Here is an 18,700-nt window from a genome sequence, read left to right as displayed (position 1 = left end):
CGGGAAAACTAAGGGAAAAATTCTGGACTGGCCTCGAGGGCAATCCCGTTCGAGTTTACCCGCTGGGGGCAGCGGGGCTACCCGGTCAGGCTCGGGTGCTGACCTGGACGCGCAGGTCGGCCGACGGCGGCGCCCAGCTTTCGGGCTCGGCTGCCACCTGCTCACCGGTGCGGATGTCCTTGACCTGGTGCGCGCCGTCGTCATCGGTGAACCAGACGAAGGGGATCCCGCGGCGGTCCGCGTACTTGATCTGCTTGCCGAACTTCTCGGCCTTGGCGGCCACCTCGGTGGCGATACCGCGGCTGCGCAGCTGGGCTGCAACGTCTTGGGCAGCGCTCCAGGATTCGTCGGCGCTCAGGGCCACCAGCACGGCGGTGGGCACGGAACGGGACGCTTTCGCCAGGTCTTGGCTGAGAATCCGGGACACCAGGCGGGTCACGCCGATGGACAGGCCCACGCCGGGGAACTTGCGGTTGCCCTTGGAGGCCAGCGCGTCGTACCGGCCGCCGGAGCAGATCGAGCCGAGCTGTTCGTGCCCCACCAGCACGGTCTCCACCACGGTACCGGTGTAATAGTCCAAGCCACGGGCGATGCTGAGGTCAGCCACCACCTTGCCGGGCGCGCGCTGTACGACGGCGGCCACCACCTGTTCCAGTTCGGTCAGGCCCTCCTCGAGGAGGTCGTCCTGCACACCCAAGGCGCGGACCTGCGCCACGAACGAGGTGTCTTCGGTGCGGATACCGGCAAGCTGCAGGGCCTTCTGGGCCTGCTCGTCGGTGGCACCCAGTTCGGCTTTGAGGAGTTCGGCCACCTTGGCGGCTCCGATCTTCTCCAGCTTGTCGATGCTGCGCAGCACGCCAGCGGTGTCGGCCAGGCCGATGCCCCGGTAGAAGCCCTCGGCCAGCTTGCGGTTGTTGATGCGCAGGCGGAAGTCCGGGATGGGCAGGGCGCCCAGGGCTTCGGCTATGACCAGCGCAATCTCGACGTCGTAGCGGAACGGCAGGTCGCCGTCGCCCACCACGTCAATGTCCGCCTGGGTGAATTCCCGGGCCCGGCCCTCCTGCGGGCGCTCGCCCCGCCACACCTTCTGGATCTGGTAGCGCCGGAACGGGAACGCGAGGTGACCGGCGTTCTCCACCACATACCGGGCAAACGGAACCGTGAGGTCGAAGTGCAGGGCCAAAGCCTGAGGATCAGATTTGGCACTGGCCTCGCCGTCATCGTCCTGCAACCGACTCAGGCCGTAAACCTCTTTGTCGATCTCACCCTTCCGCAGCAATTGGCCAACGGTCTCCACGGCGCGGGTCTCAATGGACGAAAATCCGTGCAGTTCAAATACGTTGCGCAGCGTATCCAGGACATGGAGTTCCACCAACCGTTCCTCGGGCAGCCACTCGGGGAATCCGGACAGGGAGGCGTTGCGTGCCATGGTGGGAGATCTCCTCTGGTTACGGGCAGCCGGAGCGCCGCGCCGGTCCCGAAACGGGCTTCTGGGGGCGTCGCTCCAGCTGGTCATGCATAAACTGTGTGCGGCAGTCAGTTTATGCGGCATCCGTGTGCATCTCTAATACGGTTCACCACCGCCTGCAGCTGCCATCCCTTTGCAGGACAGGCCCCGTTCCATGCGGCGCCGACGCTCGAACTACCAGGAGGACCCGTGGCGGCCAGTTCACGCAACGCCCGTGAAACCAAGCGGCGCATCCAGCAGATGGAAGCCAAGCGCGAAATCCGGCGAGACCAGGACACCCGGCGTAAACGCGACAACCTCGTGGCCGTCGGCGCGGGAGCCACCGCCGTGGTGCTCGCCGTCGTCCTTCAGCTGACGGCGTTTGCCGGCAATCCCACCGAGGACGAGTTCGCTGCGGCCCAGGCAGGCCTGACCGACCCGTCGGCGACGGCCGCCCCATCGGCGACCGCCAGCCCGTCGCCTAGCCCGGTGCAGACCAGCAACGGCGCCAACATCCCCGCACCGGACGTTGCTGCGGGCAAGACGTTCAACGGCGACCTGGTCCTCAACGGGAACGCCTTGGGCGTTGAACTCAACGGGACCGCGGCACCGCAGGCCGCTGCCGTCTTCTCTGCCCTGAGCAACGAGGGGTTCTACAACGGAAAGACCTGCCATCGCCTCACTACCGGGGACGCATTCGCCCTGCTGCAGTGCGGATCCGATGACGGCACCGGTGCCAGTGACCCCACCTATACCTGGGGTCCGCTGGAAAATACCCCCGCCGACAACACCTACGCCGCCGGCACCATCGCCGTGGCCCGGAGCGCCAATAACGCCTACGGCAACGGCAAGCAGTTCTTCATTGTCTACAAGGACACGGTGATCCCAGCAGACACAGCTGGCGGCTACACCGTGGTGGGCAAGGTAACGTCCGGGCTGGAGTTTGTCTCCGCCATTGCCGCCGCCGGGATCACTCCGGGCAACAGCGACACGGACGGCACCCCCGTGGAACCAGTCACGATAGACTCGTTTTCTCTGAAGTAGGACATTGGGCGCTGCGGCCCCGGTGCAGTACGTGAGTATTTCCCTCCAAGCGAAAGACTTTTAGCGGTGACAGACAGTCAGAAATCCGACGAAACAGCAAGCGAAACCCAGGAGGCCCCCGTGGCCGAGACTGAGGGTACAGCAGCTACCGAGGTAACCAGCGAACCCACGACGGCGGCAGCCGAGGAAACTGAAGCGGCACCGGCTGCTGAGGTTGTTGAGGCAGCCGAAGAAGCGACTTCGGCAGCCGATGAGGCCCCGGCTGCTGAGGCGGCCACCGCCGTCGAGGCTGCCCCAGCCGCTGCACCGACGCCGGCACCAGCGCCTGCACCTGCCAAGCCGGGCGCCCCGTCGCCCGCAGCTTTCGCTTCGCGGCCCAAGCCTGCAGCGGCCTCCCCCGCAGCAGCGGTGCAGCCGCTGCCCGCCACCTCGCTGGCCGAAGCCGCCAAGTGGGGCCGGGTTGAAGGTGACGGCCACGTTTTCCTCACGATCGACGGCACCGAGCACCCTGTGGGTCAGTACCCGGACGTCAGCAATGACGAGGCGCTTGCCTACTTTGCGCGGAAGTTCGACGACGTGCTGGCGCAGGTTGTCCTGTTGGAGCATCGGGTTGCCTCCAAGGCTCCCAGCACCGACATGCAGAAGACTGTCACGCACCTCCGCGAGCAACTGGCTGAGCGCAACATGGTGGGCGACCTCCGCGCTGCCGAGGCCCGCCTGGACACCCTCACGGGACTCATCACGGAGCTGGAAAAGTCCGAGAAGGCCGAACACGACGCTGTTCGGACCTCCGAGCTTGCTGCCCGCGAAGCCATTGTTGCCGAGGCAGAACTGATCTCCGGCCAGGATCCGGCGCAGACGCAGTGGAAGACCTCCTCGGCTCGGATGAATGAACTGTTCGAGCACTGGAAGACCGCGCAGAAGAGCGGCGTCCGGTTGGGCCGCAGTAACGAAGACAGCCTCTGGAAGCGCTTCCGCGCGGCACGGACGGTTTTTGATCGGCACCGCCGGGCGTACTTCTCCCAGCTGGACAGCACCAACTCGGCCGCCAAATCGGCCAAGGAGAAGCTGATCCTGGAAGCCGAGGCGCTTTCCAGCTCCACCGACTGGGGTTACGCCGCCGGCGAGTACCGGCACCTGATGGATCAGTGGAAGGCTTCGCCGAGGGCCAGCCGCAAGGATGACGATGCTCTCTGGGCCCGTTTCCGGGCAGCCCAGGACGTCTTCTTCAGCTCCCGCCAGGCCGCCAACGATGAGATCGACCAGGAATACTCGGTCAACCTCACCGCCAAGGAAGCACTCCTGGCCGAAGCCACCGCGATCCTTCCCATCAAGGACCTCGCAGCAGCCAAGAAGGCACTGCAGTCCGTCCGTGACCGGTGGGAGGATGCCGGCAAGGTACCGCGCGCCGACATGGGCCGGATCGAAGCAGGCCTCCGCAAGGTCGAAGACGCCGTCCGCGGCGCCGAAGAAGATCAGTGGCAGCGGTCCAACCCCGAGCGCAAGGCCCGCACCAACAGTGCGCTCTCGCAGCTGGAAGCGGCTATTGCAGGATTGCAGGACGATCTCGCCAAGGCTGAGAAGACCGGTGACCAGCGCAAAATCAAGGCTGCCCAGGAAGCCCTCGAGGCGCGTCAGGCCTGGCTTGACCAGATCCAGCGCTCCGCCAACGAACTGAGCTAGTCCGAAGCTTCCCAGCTTCGCTGAACATCGCTTGGCCACCAGGCCCGGCACAGGTTATCCACATGACCTGTGCCGGGCCTGTGTCGTTGCTGCAGTCCGGGGCAGGATGGAGCAATGGCACCCACATCGGCCCCCAGCACGGCAGCGGCAAACGCCCTCTCGCCGCGTTTCCTCGAACTGTATGCGCCGGACTCACCGTTCGGTTGGCCCGAATTGCAGGCCATGGCACTGGATGGCGTGCTGGCCCGGATCCATCACCAGGGCTTTGTCCCGCCACAGGTTCCCGTCACGCCGCAACTCCGGGCCCGGGCGGTAGCCGGCGCGGTGCCGGCCCGGATCCGGCAGCGGGTGGTTGCTGGCCGCCTGAGCGCTGCCTGGATCTACGGTTGCGCGCCAGAGCCGGACAAACTGGCCCTCTTGGTGGATGCGAGCCGGCGGGTCTCCAGCCTGCGCGGCACCCGAGGCTGCACCCTGCATGAGGTGAAGCTGGGGCCCATGGATGTGGTCAGTCTGGGCGGGCTCATGGTCTCAAGCCCGCTGCGGACCGCCCTTGACATTGCCCTGCACGTTGAAGCGAAACAGTCCATCGCCGCCCTGGCCAGGCTGTTGGCGCGGCCGCAGAACGATGTCAGGCTCCGATTGCTGGTCTTGGCCATTGAGGCGAGCCCCCGAGTGCCGCACAAGCGGGCGGCACTCGAGAAGCTTGAGCTGCTAGCCTCGGCGCTTGTTCCCGGTGGTCCGGTAGACATCGAACACGCCATCGATCCGACGGACGGCGCTGAGCACGTGGCTGAGGTACTTGGGGTCCCCCATCTCGAACGCAAACTTTGAGATGGCAACCCTGTCCGTGGAGGTGTGCACGCTGGCGGCCAGGATGTTCACGTGGTTTTCGGAGAGGATCCTGGTGACATCGGAGAGCAGTGACTTGCGGTCCAACGCCTCCACCTGGATTTCCACCAGGAACACGCTCGCCTGGGTGGGAGCCCAGTCAACATCCACAATCCGGTCTGGCTGATCGAGGAGGTCTGCAATGTTGGTGCAGTCGGTCCGGTGCACCGACACCCCAGAGCCGCGGGTGACGAATCCCAAGATGGGATCGGGCGGAACAGGTGTACAGCAGCGGGCCAACTTCACCCAGACATCATCAACGCCTCGGACCACCACACCGGAATCGGAGAACCGGGTCTTGGCCACCTGGGTGGGGATGCTGACCTCGGTGACCTCATCCGTGGCCTGCTGGTTGCCACCGAGGCTCTCCACCAGCCGTTCCATCACGGACTGCGCCGATGTATGCCCATCTCCCACGCCCGCGTACAGACCGGAAATGTCCACGTACTTGAAGTCCTCGGCCACGGCGGCCAAGGCCTCGTGGGTCATCAGCCGTTGGAGGGGCAGGTTCTGCTTGCGCATGGCACGCGTCAGCAGTTCCTTGCCCCTGTCGATGGCCTCTTCGCGACGCTCCTTGCTGAACCACTGCCGGATCTTGTTCCGGGCTCGCGCGCTCTTGACGAAGTGCTGCCAGTCCTGGCTGGGTCCTGCGCCTTCTGCCTTGGAGGTGAAGATCTCAACCCAGTCGCCGTGGTTGAGTTCGCTGTTGAGGGGAACCAGCTTGCCGTTCACCCGGGCGCCGATGGTGCGGTGCCCCACCTCGGTGTGCACTGCGTAGGCGAAGTCCACCGGTGTTGAGCCTGCGGGCAAGGCCATGACCTCGCCCTTGGGGGTGAACACGAAAACTTCGCGCGCGTTGATCTCGAACCGCAACGAGTCCAGGAACTCTCCCGGATCGGATGTCTCCTGCTGCCAGTCCAGCAAGGACCGGAGCCAGCCCATGTCGCCGTCGCGCGGGCTCCCGGGGCCTACTGCCGTCCGGTTGGGTTGGTCCTTGTACTTCCAGTGCGCAGCCACGCCGTACTCGGCCCGGCGGTGCATCTCGTGGGTGCGGATCTGGATTTCCACCGGTTTGCCGCCGGGACCGATCACCGTGGTGTGCAGCGACTGGTACATGTTGAACTTGGGCATGGCAATGTAATCCTTGAACTTGCCAGGCAGGGGATTCCACCGCGAGTGCATGCTGCCAAGGGCCGCGTAGCAGTCCCGCACCGAGTCGACCAGGACCCGGACCCCCATGAGGTCGTTGATGTCGTCAAAGTCTTTGTCGCGAACGATCATCTTTTGGTAGATCGAGTAGTAGTGCTTGGGCCGGCCGCTGATGGTGGCCTTAATGCGGGCAGTACGCAGGTCATCGGTGATCTGGTCGCGGATGACGCTGAGGCTCTTTTCCCGCTCTGGGGTCCTGTCCCCCACCATCCGGACGATTTCCTCGTACACCTTGGGGTACAGCGCCGCGAAGGAGAGGTCTTCGAGTTCCCACTTGATGGTGTTCATGCCGAGTCGATGCGCCAAGGGGGCGAAAATATCGAGTGTCTCGCGGGCCTTTCGCGCCGAGGACTCAGCCGACACGAAGCGCCACGTCCGGGCGTTATGCAACCGATCGGCGAGCTTGATCATCAGGACGCGGATGTCCTTGGCCATGGCCACGACCATCTTGCGGACCGTTTCGGACTGTGCGGCTTCGCCGAAACTCACCTTGTCCAACTTGGTGACGCCATCCACCAGCATTGCCACCTCGGCGCCGAAGTCCGCCGTGAGATCGGCCAGGGTGTAGGGGGTGTCCTCGACCGTGTCATGCAGGAGGGCCGCCGCAAGAGTTGTCCCACTCAGGCCCAGTTCCGCCAGGATGGTGGCCACGGCCACCGGGTGGGTGATGTATGGGTCTCCGCTTTTGCGCTTCTGGCCGCGGTGGCTGTGCTCCGCCACGTCAAATGCGCGTTGGATCAGATCAAAGTCTTCTTTGGGGTTGTTCGCCCGCACCGTCCGCAGCAGCGGTTCCAGGATGGGCGAATAGGTGGCGGCACCGCGACCCGTGAGGCGCGCCAGACGGGACCTGGTCCGCTCCCGGCGGCCAGGAAATGTTGGCCGGGTCCCAGAATTGTCCACGGGCACCAACGAACTGGGCCGCCCAGCCTCTGCAGGCTCTGCTACCACGCCACCAGAATCTGGTCCCTGAACAGCTGGCGCCGACGCCGAACGTTCTTCCAATGAAGTACCCCTCACCACCGTTTAATTACCTCAGTCTATTCCTCCGGACTTCCAGTTTTATAACCGGCCCCGAAATGCCGAATGGACCGGAACGCGCACAGAATACGCAGTCCGGTCCATTACCCGCAGGGGCTGGCGTCTCAGGCGGTGGCAGGATCTCCTGCCGCAGTTGCGGCAGCGGTGTTCTCCCGCCGCTGGGCCACGCGTTTGGCCTGCTTGACGAGGTCAGGTTCGTTCTGCCGGAGCAGTGCGTAGAGCGGAGCGGCGATGAAGATGGTGGCCGCCGTGCCGATCAGGATCCCCACGAACAACGCCAGTGACAGGTCCCGCAAGGTACCAGCGCCGAGCAGGCCCGCACCGATGAACAAGATGGCTCCCACCGGGAGAATGGCTACCATCATGGTGTTGATGGAACGCACCAGCGTCTGGTTCACGGCTAGGTTCACTTCTTCGCCAAACGTGCGCTTGGTGCTGGCGTCCAGCTCCGAGGTGTTTTCGCGGATCTTGTCGAACACCACCACGGTGTCATACAGCGAGTAGCTCAACACCGTGAGGAAACCGATGATGGCAGACGGGGTGACTTCAAAGTCGCTGAGCGCATACACGCCAGCTGTGATGAACATGGTGACGCCCATACCGGCAATCGCCGAAAGAGACATCTTCCAGGTCCTGAAGTACAGGGCCATCAGGACCGCCGCCAACAGGACAAAGACCACTAGGCCAATCAGTGCCTGCTTGGTGACGTCAGCACCCCAGGTGGGGCCGACGAACGTCGAGGTCACCTCGTTGTCCGTCACGCCGTAGGCAGTGGCGAGGCCATCCTTGATCCTGAGCGTCTCATCGTCCGTGAGTCGGTCCGTCTGGATCCGCATGGTGGTACCCGCCACGTTGGCCACGCGGGGAACACTGCCCGCCACCACGTCGGTGACGATCTTCTCGCCCAGGGCAGGATCGGTGGACTGGACGTTGGAGACGGTGAACTCCGAGCCACCGCGGAACTCGATGCCGAGGTTGAATCCGCCTTTGGCAATCGGGACGATGATGGAGATGGCAACGCCGATCACGGCAATGAGAAACCACAGCTTCTTGGTGCCGACAAAATCGTAGGACCGCTTGCCGCTATAAAGGTCGTTACCAAAATTCGCGAAGCGTGACATTACTTCTTCTCCTTCGCTGCGGACGTCGACGTACCGCTCAACTGGTCCTGCTTTTCGGCGAGTCGGCGTTCCGCGATCGTCATCCGGCGTTCAGCTTCAGCTGCGGCACCCGCATTCTTGCCACGGGCGGCCGTCGGCTTTTCGTCTGGTGTGCGGATCCGGCCGGCGCCACGGTATAGGGGCACCGCGCCGAGTTTCTTCGGATCGAGGCCGGAGAACCGGTGGCCTTCGCCGAAGAACTTGGTCCGCGCCAACATCTGCAGGGTGGGATGGGTGAACATGAAGACCACCAGGAGGTCGGCAAGCGCCGTAATGCCCAGGGTAAATGCGAAGCCACGGACGTTACCCACTGCCACGAAGTACAACACCAACGCGGCGAGCAAGTTGACGGCCTTGGAGGCAAGCACGGTGCGCTTGGCACGCTTCCAGCCGTTTTCGACGGCGGATACCAGGCCGCGGCCGTCCCGGAGTTCATCGCGGATCCGTTCGAAGTAGACGATGAACGAATCGGCTGTCTGACCGATGGCCACGATGATACCGGCGACGCCAGCCAGGGACAGCCGGTAGTTTTCGGTCCACCCGAGGATGGCGATCGCCAGGTAGGTGAGCACGCCGGCAACCACCAGCGAGGCGATGGTCACCAAACCCAGCGCCCGGTATTGGAAGAGTGAGTAAACCACCACCAGGAGGAGCCCGATAATGCCTGCCAACAGGCCCATGCGCAGTTGTTCGCCACCAAGGGTGGCGGAGATCTGCTGGTCGCTCTGGATTTCGAAGCTGATGGGCAATGCGCCGAACTTCAACTGATCAGACAACGCCTTGGCTGTGGCCTCGGTAAATCCACCGGTGATCTGCGGACGGCCATCAGTGATGATCGCTAGGGATCGCGGTGCAGAAATGACCTGGTCGTCCAGCACAATGGCGAACTGGGCTTTGGGGTCGCTTCCCGACTGGCCACCAGCGGCCAGGTAGAACTGGTTCAGGCGCTCGGTGACCGTCTTGAACTTGGCGGTACCTTCGTCGTCGAACTGGATGTTGACAGCCCACTCGTTGGTGACGGCGCCCTGGGCGCCCTGCTGGAGCTGGAACGAGGAGGTGACAATGTTGCTGCCCTTGACCTCCACCGGGCCCAAGATGTACTTGATGGCCGGGGCCGTAGCTGTGGCGGGCTCGCAGGTCACCAGCGGCTTGGCTGGGTCGGAGCGCTGCACTTCTTCGGGGCCAGGGTTATCGCAATCCAAGGCCTCAAACTCTTGGTAGACCTCAGGGGTGATCCAGTTGGTGTCGCTGCTGTTGGTGGGCGCTGCCGTTGGCGCAGGCAGCTGGTCAGCAGGAGTGCGGGAAGCTTCCGGGACCACGGCACCGGCGCCGTTAAGCAGCACGGGGCGGAAGTTCATGTCAGCGGAGGCCTGGATGAGGTCCCGGGTTTCCTTGCTGGGCGTTCCTGGAAGGCTAACCACCACGTTGCGGCCAGACTGGGTGCTGATTTCCGCCTCGGCCACGCCAGAGCCGTCAACGCGCTGCCTGATGATGGCGACAGCCTGGTTGAGCTGCTCTTCGGTGATGTTCGCGTCGCCCTCGACCTTAGGCGCCAGGATCATCTGGGTACCACCCTCAAGGTCGAGCGCCAGCTTGGGAGCCCAGCTCGCCTGCCCAGCAATGGTCCCGCCAGCCAAGACGGCGGTCAGGACGGCGAGGATGACGCCGAGCCAGACCAGGACCCGCAGGCCTGGTTTCTTACGGCCAGTTCGTGCCATTGTCGATCTTTCTCTTGTTCACGGACGAACCGCCGGTGCATACGTGCACCGGCGGTTGACCGTAGTGGTAGAGGCCTGGAAGCGGCAGCGCTACTGGCTGTCCTTCTTGCCCTCTTCGTTGAGTCGCTTCAGGGTCTCTTCGGAGGTCTCGCTGGCTGCCGGGGTGCCGGCGCCTTCAACGGAGAGGGAGGAGAGATCGTTCGGGACGGCGGGGGTTTCTTCCTCATCCGCCGCCACGGGCTCCACAATCTTGGTAACCGCCTGGCGGTGCACCGTAGCGAGGTTACCCGGGGAGAGTTCGAGGACGACTTTGTTCTCTGCGTCATCCATGGACACGATCCGGCCGTACAGGCCGAAGCTGGTCATGACCTCAACACCGGGAGAGAACTGCGATTGGAGTTGAGCCTGCTGCTGCTGCGTCTTCTTGTTGCGACGGAACATCATGAAGATGAACACGCCAAGCATGACGAAGAGGAGAATTGACATTAAATCCAAGGGAAAAATCCGTTCTTTTGCGTGCCTGGCCAGTTCCGGCGACGCCAAGTGGGCGCGCCGAGCGTCGTACCAGTCTAGGGGGAAAAGCTGAACGGAGCCTGCCAGGTGGGTCACACCTGCCAGGCGTCGCCGGATTCGGTGTCCTCTGCAGCTGGTTCGAAAAGGTCCAGCTGCTCCTGGCCAAACGCTCCGGCAGGAACGGCATAACCCAGGTGGGTCCAGGCTGGCGCCATGGCAATCCGGCCCCGGGGCGTCCTGCCCAGCAGCCCTTCCCGCACCAAGAACGGCTCGGCTACCGTTTCTACTGTTTCGGTTTCCTCCCCCACGGCAATGGCCAGTGTTGAGAGGCCAACCGGCCCGCCACCAAACTTGGTGATGAGTGCTTCTAGGACAGCCCGGTCCAGCCGGTCCAGTCCCTTTTTGTCCACCTCATACATGTCCAGCGCCGCCGAGGCTGCGCGGGCATCAATCTGTTCGATTCCGTGCACCAGCGCCCAGTCCCTAACCCGTCGCAGCAGGCGGTTGGCGATCCGGGGCGTACCCCTGGACCTGCCAGCAATTTCGCTGAATCCGGCTGAGTTCACCTTCAGGTCAAGCAGGCCTGCGGAGCGACGCAAGACCAGTTCCAGCTCGGCCACCGAATAGAACTCCAGATGGCCGGTGAACCCAAAGCGATCACGGAGCGGCCCAGGCAGGAGCCCCGCCCGGGTGGTGGCACCCACCAGGGTAAACGGCGGCAGTTCCAGCGGGATAGCGGTAGCACCAGCCCCCTTGCCCACCACAATGTCCACCCGGAAGTCCTCCATGGCCATGTAGAGCATTTCTTCGGCTGGCCGTGACATCCGGTGAATCTCATCGAGGAACAAGACCTCGCCCTCGGATAAGGAGGATAGTATCGCTGCCAAGTCGCCCGCGTGTTGGATGGCGGGCCCGCTACTGATCCGCAGCGGGGAGTTCATCTCCGCGGCGACGATCATGGCCAAGGTGGTTTTGCCCAAACCGGGTGGACCGGAAAAGAGAACGTGGTCCGCGCTGCGGCCACGCATCCTGGAGGCCTGCAGCACCAGTGAAAGCTGTTTGCGGACCCGGTGCTGGCCCACGAAGTCATCGAGGTTCTTTGGCCGCAGCGCGGCTTCGATGACTCGCTCTTCTGGCTCTTCCCCCGCAGCGACGAGGGACGGTTCAGCCACGGGCGCCTACACGGTTCCCGGCCCGGGCCCCGTCCTGCCCCAGCCAGCGGAGGGTGGTGCGAAGAATTTCCGCGACGTTGCCCCGGAACAGGACCTCGGGGTCATCTGCCAGCGCCTTGTCGATGCTGGTGCTGGCATCCTTCTCGGACCAGCCCAAGCTGGTCATGGCAGCCACGACCTGGGGCTTCCAGGCGGCCTCAGCCGCGGTGGGTGTACCGGGAGCCCCGGCGTCACCATGCGGAACCAGCTTGCCGGCAAGCTCCAGCACAATCCGGCCCGCCACCTTGGGCCCAATGCCGGGGACCTTGGTGAAGGTCTTGCTGTCACTGCTGTGTGCTGCCACGCGGATGGTTTCCGGTTCGTGGACGGCCAGCACGGCCAAAGCCAATCGCGGGCCAACGCCGCTGACGCTCAACAGGATGTCAAACACTTCCCGCTCATCATCAGAAGCGAAACCGAAGAGGGTGAGGGAATCTTCCCGGACAATCAAGGAGGTGAAGAGTTTTCCCTCCTCCCCCACCTTGAGCCGACTCAGCGTCTGCGGAGTGGCAAAGACGCTCATCCCCGCCCCATTGAGGTCGATGACGGCCGTGGACAAGCCCACATGCGCTACTGTTCCGCGAAGGAAGCTGATCAAGGCCGTACTCCTGGTGTACTGCCGGTCATTCGCTGGACCGGCTATCCGAACATATCTACGAATACCCTAGCAAGGAGCCATCGGTTTCAGCGGCCGCGGCGCGCCTTCGCTTCTGCGTCGGCCCAGGCGCGTTGGGCCGGAGTCAGTGCGGAACTGCCTGGCCCTGTGGTGGCCGCCGCGGCGCCGCTGCCAGCCCGCCAAGCATGCGTGATGGCAAGCGCCAACGCATCGGCTGCGTCGGCGGGCCGGGGCGCGGCTTCCAAGCGAAGGATCTTGGTGACCAGTTTGGTGACAGCGTCCTTGTTGGCAGAACCGCTGCCCGTGACGGCAGCCTTCACCTCCGACGGCGTGTGCATGGCCACTGGGATGCCACGGCGCGCCGCGGCGGCAATTACCACCCCAGAGGCCTGGGCCACGCCCATCACGGTGCTGACGTTCATCTGCGAAAACACCCGTTCTACCGCCACCACGTCCGGCTTATGACGGTCCAGCCATTCGTCGATGGCGAGGGCGATCACTAGCAGTCGTTGGTCAAGAGTCTGCTCAGGCGAGGTCCCCACCACGCCAACTGCCACCATGGTGGCCCGGCGGTTGCGTTCCACATCCACCACGCCGATCCCGCACCGGGTGAGGCCCGGATCAACCCCCAATACCCTGAGGGTCAACGCCGGGCCCCAGCAGCCATGCGCGGAGGAATCACTCGGATTCCAGGGCTGCCTGTACCTCGGCGCTCAGGTCAGCGTTGCTGTAGACGTTCTGGACGTCGTCGAGCTCTTCAAGGGCGTCAGCGAGCTTCAGGAACTTGCGGGCGCCGTCAACGTCAAGTGCCACCTGCATGGACGGGACGAACTCTGCCTCGTCGGTGTCGTACTCGATGCCGGCTTCCTTGAGGGCATCACGGATGGCCTGCAAGTCGGTTGGCTCGGAGTGAATTTCAAAGGTGTCCCCGTTGTCCTTGACTTCCTCAGCACCGGCATCCAGCACGGCCATCAGCACGTCATCTTCGCTCAAGCCGTTCTTGGGCAGGTTAACCACGCCCTTGCGGGTGAACAGGTAGCTCACGGAGCCGGGATCGGCGATGGTGCCACCGTTGCGCGAGATAGCCAAGCGAACCTCGGAGGCGGCGCGGTTCTTGTTGTCAGTGAGGCACTCCACCAGAAGGGCCGAGCCCTGCGGACCGCGGGCCTCGTACATGATCTCGGTGTAGTCGACCACTTCACCGGTGAGTCCGGCGCCGCGCTTGATGGCACGGTCAATGTTGTCTGCCGGGACGGAGGTCTTCTTGGCTTTGGTGACAGCCAGTTCCAGTCCGGGGTTACCCTGCAGGTCCGGGCCGCCCATCCGGGCTGCTACTTCGATGTTCTTGATCAGCTTGGCAAAGGATTTGGCGCGTCGGCTGTCGAGGATGGCTTTTTTGTGCTTGGTGGTTGCCCATTTGGAGTGGCCTGACATGCTTTACGCTTCTCCTCTGATCATGCGGATAAAAAGTTCGTGGATACGTTGCTCGCCCGTCACTTCCGGATGGAAGGAGGTGGCCAAGAGGCGGCCGGAACGTACTGCAACAATTCTAGCTTCCCCCGAAAGCGCGGTTCCGGCGGTAACTTCGGCAAGGACTTCCACGCCAGGACCGGCGCGCTCCACCAGGGGGCCGCGGATAAAGACGGCATGCACGGGCGCCACCACCGAATCAACGGCGCTGAATTCGAGTCCCTTGAAGTCCAGGTCCGTCTCGAAGGATTCGCGCTGCCGGCCGAACGCGTTACGCCGAACGGTGATGTCCAGGCCGCCAAAGCTCTGCTGCGGGGCGCCCGCAAGGTCTGTTGCCGGGTCGGCGATCTGGTCGGCCAGCAGAATCATCCCGGCGCAGGAACCGTAGACGGGCAGCCCGTCCGCAATCGCCGCCTTCAGCGGCTCGGCGAGATCGAAGGCGCGGGCAAGTTTGTCAATGGCGGTGGACTCCCCGCCGGGGATGATCAGCCCGTCAAGGTCCGTCAGTTCGGCGGGCCGGCGCACGCTCACCGCGGCGGCGCCGCTGTCCTCGGCCGCGCGCAGGTGCTCCCGGAAGTCGCCCTGAAGCGCCAAGACACCAATTCGGAGGCCAGTTCCCGGGCGCGTGGGAGCCGCAGAGGGGGAATTTGTCATCCGCCAAGCATACGGTGCCGCGGTTCACGAATCCGCCCCGGCAAGACGGCGCCGGGCGGTTCCATGCCCCTCCTGGGATATATTCGAAGCATGTTCCCGCTCATAGTTCCACTCGGAAAGCTCGTCCGCCGGGTGTCCCGGCTCAGGGGCGGCGGCTCGGCCCTGCCAGGCCTGGTGGTCGAGAAAATCGATCCCGACTTCATGCGCCGTACCCTTTCCAGCTTGCCGCACGGCGTTGCCGTGGTCAGCGGAACCAACGGCAAGACCACCACCACCAAGATGGTGGTGGAACTGCTGGAAAGCCAGGGCCTGAAGGTCTTCACCAACCGCACCGGCAGCAACTTCACCCGTGGCGTGGCTGCGGCCCTGATCGGAGAGGTGGATTGGCGCGGCCGCCTCGACGCCGACGTCGCCATCCTGGAACTGGACGAGGCGCACGCGGTCCACTTCGTCAACAGTGTCCCGCCGCGCTTCAGCCTGCTGCTCAATGTGCTCCGCGATCAATTGGACCGGTTCGGTGAAATCGACAAGACGGCGCAACTGCTAGAACACATTGCCGCGAACACCACGGGGACCGTGGTCCTCAACCGCGAAGATCCCCGGGTGGCCCGGATCGCCGCCACGTTGGGGAGCCAAGAGGTGCGCTATTTCGGGTTGGACGAGTCGCTGCTGGCAACCTTTCCCAATGACGATGACATGCGCACGGCTGCCGGTTCCCCCGGCTCCGCTTCTCCCGGTTTGGCGGGCCTGCCCGCCAAACCGTCGGCCGACGTCGTGCTCCGCAGCGTAGGCGCCGACAGCGCCGAATTTGAGTACGACGGCGGCACGGTCAGCACCGCAATGAAGCTCCGCGGCGTCTATAACATTTTCAACGCTGCCGCGGCGTTGGTCCTGGCGCGAAGCGTCCTCGCCGCCGGGACCGCCGAGGCTGACCACGACAAGCTCTTGACCGCGTTGTCCCAGGTGGCCCCTGCCTTCGGCCGCGGCGAAAGCCTCACGGTGGAGGGCCAGCCGCTCGACCTGGTGCTGGTCAAGAACCCTAGCGGGTTCCGGCTGGGACTCAAATCCTTCGCCGCCGAGGGCTACGCCACCATGATCGCGATCAACGACAACTACGCCGACGGCAGGGACATGTCGTGGCTGTGGGACGTCGAATTTGAGTCCCTGCGCGCCGATGGCGTTGACCAGCTGACAGGATCCCGCGCGTACGACATGGCCCTCCGGCTGCAGTACGACCAAGTCCAGATCGGCGGCGTAGACACCGAAATTGCGCCAGCTTTGGCGGCGTTCATCCGGGGCGCGGCCGGGAAGCCGAAGCGGATCTTCTGTACCTACACCGCCATGCTGGCCATCCGCCGCGAACTGGCCAAAATCACCACCGTGGAGGTTGTTTCGTGAGCACCAAAGGCACGCTCCGAGTCCTGCAGCTCTACCCGCGCGACATGAACATCTATGGCGACTGGGGCAACGCCCTGGTCCTGCAGCAACGCATCAGCTGGCACGGCTACACCCCCGAGCTGCTCGAATACAACGTGGGGGACGAGTTTCCGGCGGACGTTGACCTGATTGTTGGCGGCGGCGGGCAGGACAGCGGCCAGTTGATAATCCAGGCGGACTTGCAGGCTAGGGCTGAGGATTTGCGGGCCTTGGCCGAGGCGGACCTGCCCATGCTGGTGATTTGCGGGCTGTACCAATTGTTCGGCAAATTCTTCAAGACCCGCACCGGCGAAGTCATCCCCGGTATCGGCATCCTAGACGTGGAAACCCACGGAACGGACGAACGTCTCATCGGCAACGTCAAGGTTGCCAGCACCGAGTTCGGCGAGGTGTTGGGCTATGAGAACCACAGTGGCCAAACCACGCTGGGAAGTGGGGTCAGCCCGCTCGGCACCACCGCGAAGGGTACGGGCAACAACAGCGGCGACGGTCATGAAGGCGCCCGCTACCGGAACATCGTGGCCAGCTACCTGCACGGCTCACTCCTGCCCAAGAATCCCGCAATCGCGGACTTCCTGATCCAGCACGCCGCCGAGCGCAAGTTCGGCCATTTTGCTCCCGGCTCCCCCGATGACACCTACGCCGTGCTGGCGCGCGAACACGCTGGACGCCGCCCGCGGTGAGCGCACCGGGAGAACAGGCACAGGCGCCCACGTTTTTCGCCGTGCCCGGTGACCTCCACTCCCGGACCGGTGGGTACGAGTATGCCCGCCAACTCCTTGCAGCCATGCCAGCTACCGGCCTGGAACTGAACCTGGTCCAGCTTCCTTCGGGCTTCCCGCAGCCCACCCCCGCTGACCTGCGGGCCACCGAACAGGCGCTGGCCGCACTGCCGGACGCCGCCGTCGTCCTCGTTGATGGATTGGCTTACGGGACGTTCCCGGCAGGATTGATCGCACGGCTCCCCCAGACGCTCATCCCCCTGGTGCATCACCCGCTCGCCTTGGAGACCGGGCCCACTGCTGCCGAGCAAGAGCGGCTGGCGGCCGCCGAACGCGAGGCGCTGGAGCGGGCGCCAGCCGTACTGGTGACCAGCGTGCCCACCGCCGCCGTCCTCGCCACCGACTACGCCGTGCCGCCCGGGCGGATCACGGTGGCGGTTCCCGGCACCCACGCGGCCCAGCGCGCCGGCGGCTCTGGCGACAGCGTGCTCTCCCTCCTCGCCGTGGGCACGCTCACGCCGAGGAAGGGGTACCGGGTGCTGATCGACGCGCTGGCGCAGCTCTCTGAGTTGCCGTGGCGGCTACGGATCGTAGGCGATACCGATCGTTCAGTCGCAGAGTTCGACGCCCTCACTGCCGCCGTGGCGCGTGCCGGCCTGGCAGACCGGATCAAGTTCGCAGGCCTCCTTGAGCCTGCGGCGCTTGAGGCAGCGTTCCAGGCGAGTGACCTCTTTGTCATGCCCTCCCTCTACGAAGGCTTCGGAATGGCCCTGACCGAGGCGATGGCGCGCGGACTGCCCATCGTCAGCACCACGGGGGGTGCGGCTGGCCATACGGTCCCGGACGGCGCAGGCTCTAAGGTACCCCCGGCCGACGTCGGCGCGCTGGCGGCTGCGCTGCGGACCATGCTGACGGACCCGGCAGCCCGCCGCGCCGCCGCGGCGGCGTCCTGGACGGCAGGGCAAAATTTGGCACGCTGGACCGACACCGCTGCGATCGTGGCGGGCGTCCTACGGGCACCTAACAAAGGACGGACGCCATGACCGGATTCACCGCAGACTGGCTGGCTCTCCGCGAGCCGGCTGACCACGTTGCCCGTTCCGGCTCGGTGGCTGCCGCGCTCCGGGCACACTTCGCCCACCGGGCAGCAATCACCGTGCTGGATCTTGGCTGCGGTGCCGGTTCGAACTTGCGCGGCACCTACCAGGACCTCCCCCAGCACCAGGACTGGACGCTGGTGGACTACGATCCCGCGCTGCTGGTCGCGGCACGGGCCGAACTGACCGGTTGGGCCGATTCCGCGACGCCGGACGGGGACACGCTGCTGCTCCGCAAGGGTGCAGCGGAGCTGCGGGTGCAGTTTGTGCAGGCCGACCTCACCACTGACCTGCCGTCTGTCTTGGCAGTCCAACCTGACCTGGTCACCGCCGCGGCCCTGTTTGACCTGGTATCCGAGAGGTGGCTGGCAACCTTCACCGAAGCCCTCAGCGCCGTCCGCTTGCCGCTCTACACCGTCCTCACCTACGACGGGCTGCAGCAGTGGCAGCCTCCGCATCCACTGGACGACACGGTGGTGGCGGGCTTCAACGCGCACCAACGAACGGACAAGGGGTTTGGTGCGGCAGCCGGTCCACGGGCCGTCGGCATCCTCGCATCCAGCCTGCGAACGGCCGGCTATGCCATCAGCACGGGTGCATCACCATGGCAGCTGGCCGCTAGCCCGTTACTAGCGGAACTGGTCGCCGGTATTGCGGCATCGGCGCTGGAGGTGCGGGCCGTTACCGACGCTCAGGCCGCCGAGTGGGAGGCCGCACGACACGGCGCCGCGGTGGGCAGCGCCACGATCGGACACCTCGACGTGCTGGCGTTACCGCCGGCGGCAGGCTGACG

General features: G+C 64.7%; 17 protein-coding genes. 7 read left to right on the top strand and 10 right to left on the bottom strand.

Features of this window, described 5'->3' with window-relative positions:
* Window positions 1-85 precede the first annotated feature (85 nt).
* Entirely contained in the window at window positions 86-1,429 is a 1,344-nt protein-coding gene (gene hisS / locus PSET11_RS13120; protein WP_124092773.1) for a histidine--tRNA ligase, read from the bottom strand.
* A gap of 228 nt (window positions 1,430-1,657) precedes the next feature.
* On the opposite strand from hisS, the gene PSET11_RS13115 reads away from it, so the two are divergent.
* From PSET11_RS13115 to PSET11_RS13105, 3 genes are all read left to right on the top strand, one after another.
* The gene (locus PSET11_RS13115) at window positions 1,658-2,491 is read left to right on the top strand and encodes a peptidylprolyl isomerase (protein WP_124092772.1); all 834 of its coding nucleotides are present in this window, start codon (window positions 1,658-1,660) and stop codon (window positions 2,489-2,491) included.
* A 66-nt stretch (window positions 2,492-2,557) separates the two neighbouring features.
* Window positions 2,558-4,174, top strand: coding sequence for a DUF349 domain-containing protein (locus PSET11_RS13110; RefSeq protein WP_203415976.1), 1,617 nt, complete (start codon window positions 2,558-2,560; stop codon window positions 4,172-4,174).
* A 114-nt stretch (window positions 4,175-4,288) separates the two neighbouring features.
* Complete coding sequence (locus PSET11_RS13105) at window positions 4,289-5,005, top strand: type IV toxin-antitoxin system AbiEi family antitoxin (RefSeq protein WP_124092770.1); 717 nt, start codon at window positions 4,289-4,291, stop codon at window positions 5,003-5,005.
* Here PSET11_RS13105 and PSET11_RS13100 read toward each other — a convergent pair.
* The 9 genes from PSET11_RS13100 to pdxT all read right to left on the bottom strand — a co-directional run bounded on the left by PSET11_RS13100 (window position 4,886) and on the right by pdxT (window position 14,651).
* On the bottom strand, window positions 4,886-7,273 hold the full coding sequence (locus tag PSET11_RS13100) for a RelA/SpoT family protein (RefSeq protein ID WP_377946779.1): 2,388 nt from the start codon (window positions 7,271-7,273) through the stop codon (window positions 4,886-4,888). The genes PSET11_RS13105 and PSET11_RS13100 overlap by 120 nt on opposite strands.
* 140 nt (window positions 7,274-7,413) lie before the next feature.
* Window positions 7,414-8,430, bottom strand: a complete 1,017-nt coding sequence (gene secF / locus PSET11_RS13095) for a protein translocase subunit SecF (RefSeq protein WP_124092768.1) — start codon at window positions 8,428-8,430, stop codon at window positions 7,414-7,416.
* Complete coding sequence (gene secD / locus PSET11_RS13090) at window positions 8,430-10,187, bottom strand: protein translocase subunit SecD (protein ID WP_124092767.1); 1,758 nt, start codon at window positions 10,185-10,187, stop codon at window positions 8,430-8,432. Before secD ends, secF begins: the two co-directional genes overlap by 1 nt.
* A 90-nt stretch (window positions 10,188-10,277) precedes the next feature.
* Window positions 10,278-10,673, bottom strand: coding sequence for a preprotein translocase subunit YajC (gene yajC / locus PSET11_RS13085; RefSeq protein WP_124092766.1), 396 nt, complete (start codon window positions 10,671-10,673; stop codon window positions 10,278-10,280).
* A gap of 119 nt (window positions 10,674-10,792) precedes the next feature.
* Entirely contained in the window at window positions 10,793-11,872 is a 1,080-nt protein-coding gene (gene ruvB, locus PSET11_RS13080; RefSeq protein ID WP_124092765.1) for a Holliday junction branch migration DNA helicase RuvB, read from the bottom strand.
* Complete coding sequence (ruvA, locus tag PSET11_RS13075; protein WP_124092764.1) at window positions 11,865-12,509, bottom strand: Holliday junction branch migration protein RuvA; 645 nt, start codon at window positions 12,507-12,509, stop codon at window positions 11,865-11,867. Before ruvA ends, ruvB begins: the two co-directional genes overlap by 8 nt.
* A gap of 86 nt (window positions 12,510-12,595) precedes the next feature.
* Complete coding sequence (gene ruvC, locus PSET11_RS13070) at window positions 12,596-13,174, bottom strand: crossover junction endodeoxyribonuclease RuvC (RefSeq protein ID WP_124092763.1); 579 nt, start codon at window positions 13,172-13,174, stop codon at window positions 12,596-12,598.
* Window positions 13,175-13,205: 31 nt separating this feature from the next.
* Window positions 13,206-13,961: a YebC/PmpR family DNA-binding transcriptional regulator gene (locus PSET11_RS13065; RefSeq protein WP_124092762.1), complete on the bottom strand. Its 756-nt coding sequence runs from the start codon at window positions 13,959-13,961 to the stop codon at window positions 13,206-13,208.
* 3 nt (window positions 13,962-13,964) lie between these two features.
* Window positions 13,965-14,651: a pyridoxal 5'-phosphate synthase glutaminase subunit PdxT gene (gene pdxT, locus PSET11_RS13060; RefSeq protein WP_124092761.1), complete on the bottom strand. Its 687-nt coding sequence runs from the start codon at window positions 14,649-14,651 to the stop codon at window positions 13,965-13,967.
* Window positions 14,652-14,741: 90 nt separating this feature from the next.
* Between pdxT and PSET11_RS13055 the strand changes: the two genes are divergently transcribed.
* The 4 genes from PSET11_RS13055 to PSET11_RS13040 are packed head-to-tail and all read left to right on the top strand — an operon-like array spanning window position 14,742 to window position 18,698.
* Window positions 14,742-16,049, top strand: coding sequence for a Mur ligase family protein (locus PSET11_RS13055; RefSeq protein ID WP_203415975.1), 1,308 nt, complete (start codon window positions 14,742-14,744; stop codon window positions 16,047-16,049).
* Window positions 16,046-16,771: a type 1 glutamine amidotransferase gene (locus tag PSET11_RS13050; RefSeq protein ID WP_282432709.1), complete on the top strand. Its 726-nt coding sequence runs from the start codon at window positions 16,046-16,048 to the stop codon at window positions 16,769-16,771. The genes PSET11_RS13055 and PSET11_RS13050 overlap by 4 nt, the downstream gene beginning before the upstream one ends.
* Window positions 16,768-17,853, top strand: a complete 1,086-nt coding sequence (locus tag PSET11_RS13045; protein WP_203415974.1) for a glycosyltransferase family 4 protein — start codon at window positions 16,768-16,770, stop codon at window positions 17,851-17,853. Before PSET11_RS13050 ends, PSET11_RS13045 begins: the two co-directional genes overlap by 4 nt.
* Window positions 17,850-18,698 (top strand): class I SAM-dependent methyltransferase, encoded by an 849-nt coding sequence (locus PSET11_RS13040; RefSeq protein WP_124092759.1) that lies wholly within the window; start codon window positions 17,850-17,852, stop codon window positions 18,696-18,698. Before PSET11_RS13045 ends, PSET11_RS13040 begins: the two co-directional genes overlap by 4 nt.
* Window positions 18,699-18,700: the final 2 nt, after the last annotated feature.

It is taken from the genome of Arthrobacter ulcerisalmonis (genome assembly GCF_900609065.1).
Taxonomy (GTDB): domain Bacteria; phylum Actinomycetota; class Actinomycetes; order Actinomycetales; family Micrococcaceae; genus Arthrobacter; species Arthrobacter ulcerisalmonis.
This window is presented reverse-complemented; position numbering and strand designations above follow the sequence as displayed.

What these genes read in the sequence shown, in the direction of transcription:
- hisS (WP_124092773.1), bottom strand. Translation starts at nt 1,429, where the DNA reads ATGGCACGCAACGCCTCCCTGTCCGGATTCCCCGAGTGGCTGCCCGAG.
- PSET11_RS13105 (WP_124092770.1), top strand. Translation starts at nt 4,289, where the DNA reads ATGGCACCCACATCGGCCCCCAGCACGGCAGCGGCAAACGCCCTCTCG.
- secF (WP_124092768.1), bottom strand. Translation starts at nt 8,430, where the DNA reads ATGTCACGCTTCGCGAATTTTGGTAACGACCTTTATAGCGGCAAGCGG.
- secD (WP_124092767.1), bottom strand. Translation starts at nt 10,187, where the DNA reads ATGGCACGAACTGGCCGTAAGAAACCAGGCCTGCGGGTCCTGGTCTGG.
- yajC (WP_124092766.1), bottom strand. Translation starts at nt 10,673, where the DNA reads ATGTCAATTCTCCTCTTCGTCATGCTTGGCGTGTTCATCTTCATGATG.
- PSET11_RS13065 (WP_124092762.1), bottom strand. Translation starts at nt 13,961, where the DNA reads ATGTCAGGCCACTCCAAATGGGCAACCACCAAGCACAAAAAAGCCATC.
- pdxT (WP_124092761.1), bottom strand. Translation starts at nt 14,651, where the DNA reads ATGACAAATTCCCCCTCTGCGGCTCCCACGCGCCCGGGAACTGGCCTC.
- PSET11_RS13055 (WP_203415975.1), top strand. Translation starts at nt 14,742, where the DNA reads ATGTTCCCGCTCATAGTTCCACTCGGAAAGCTCGTCCGCCGGGTGTCC.
- PSET11_RS13040 (WP_124092759.1), top strand. Translation starts at nt 17,850, where the DNA reads ATGACCGGATTCACCGCAGACTGGCTGGCTCTCCGCGAGCCGGCTGAC.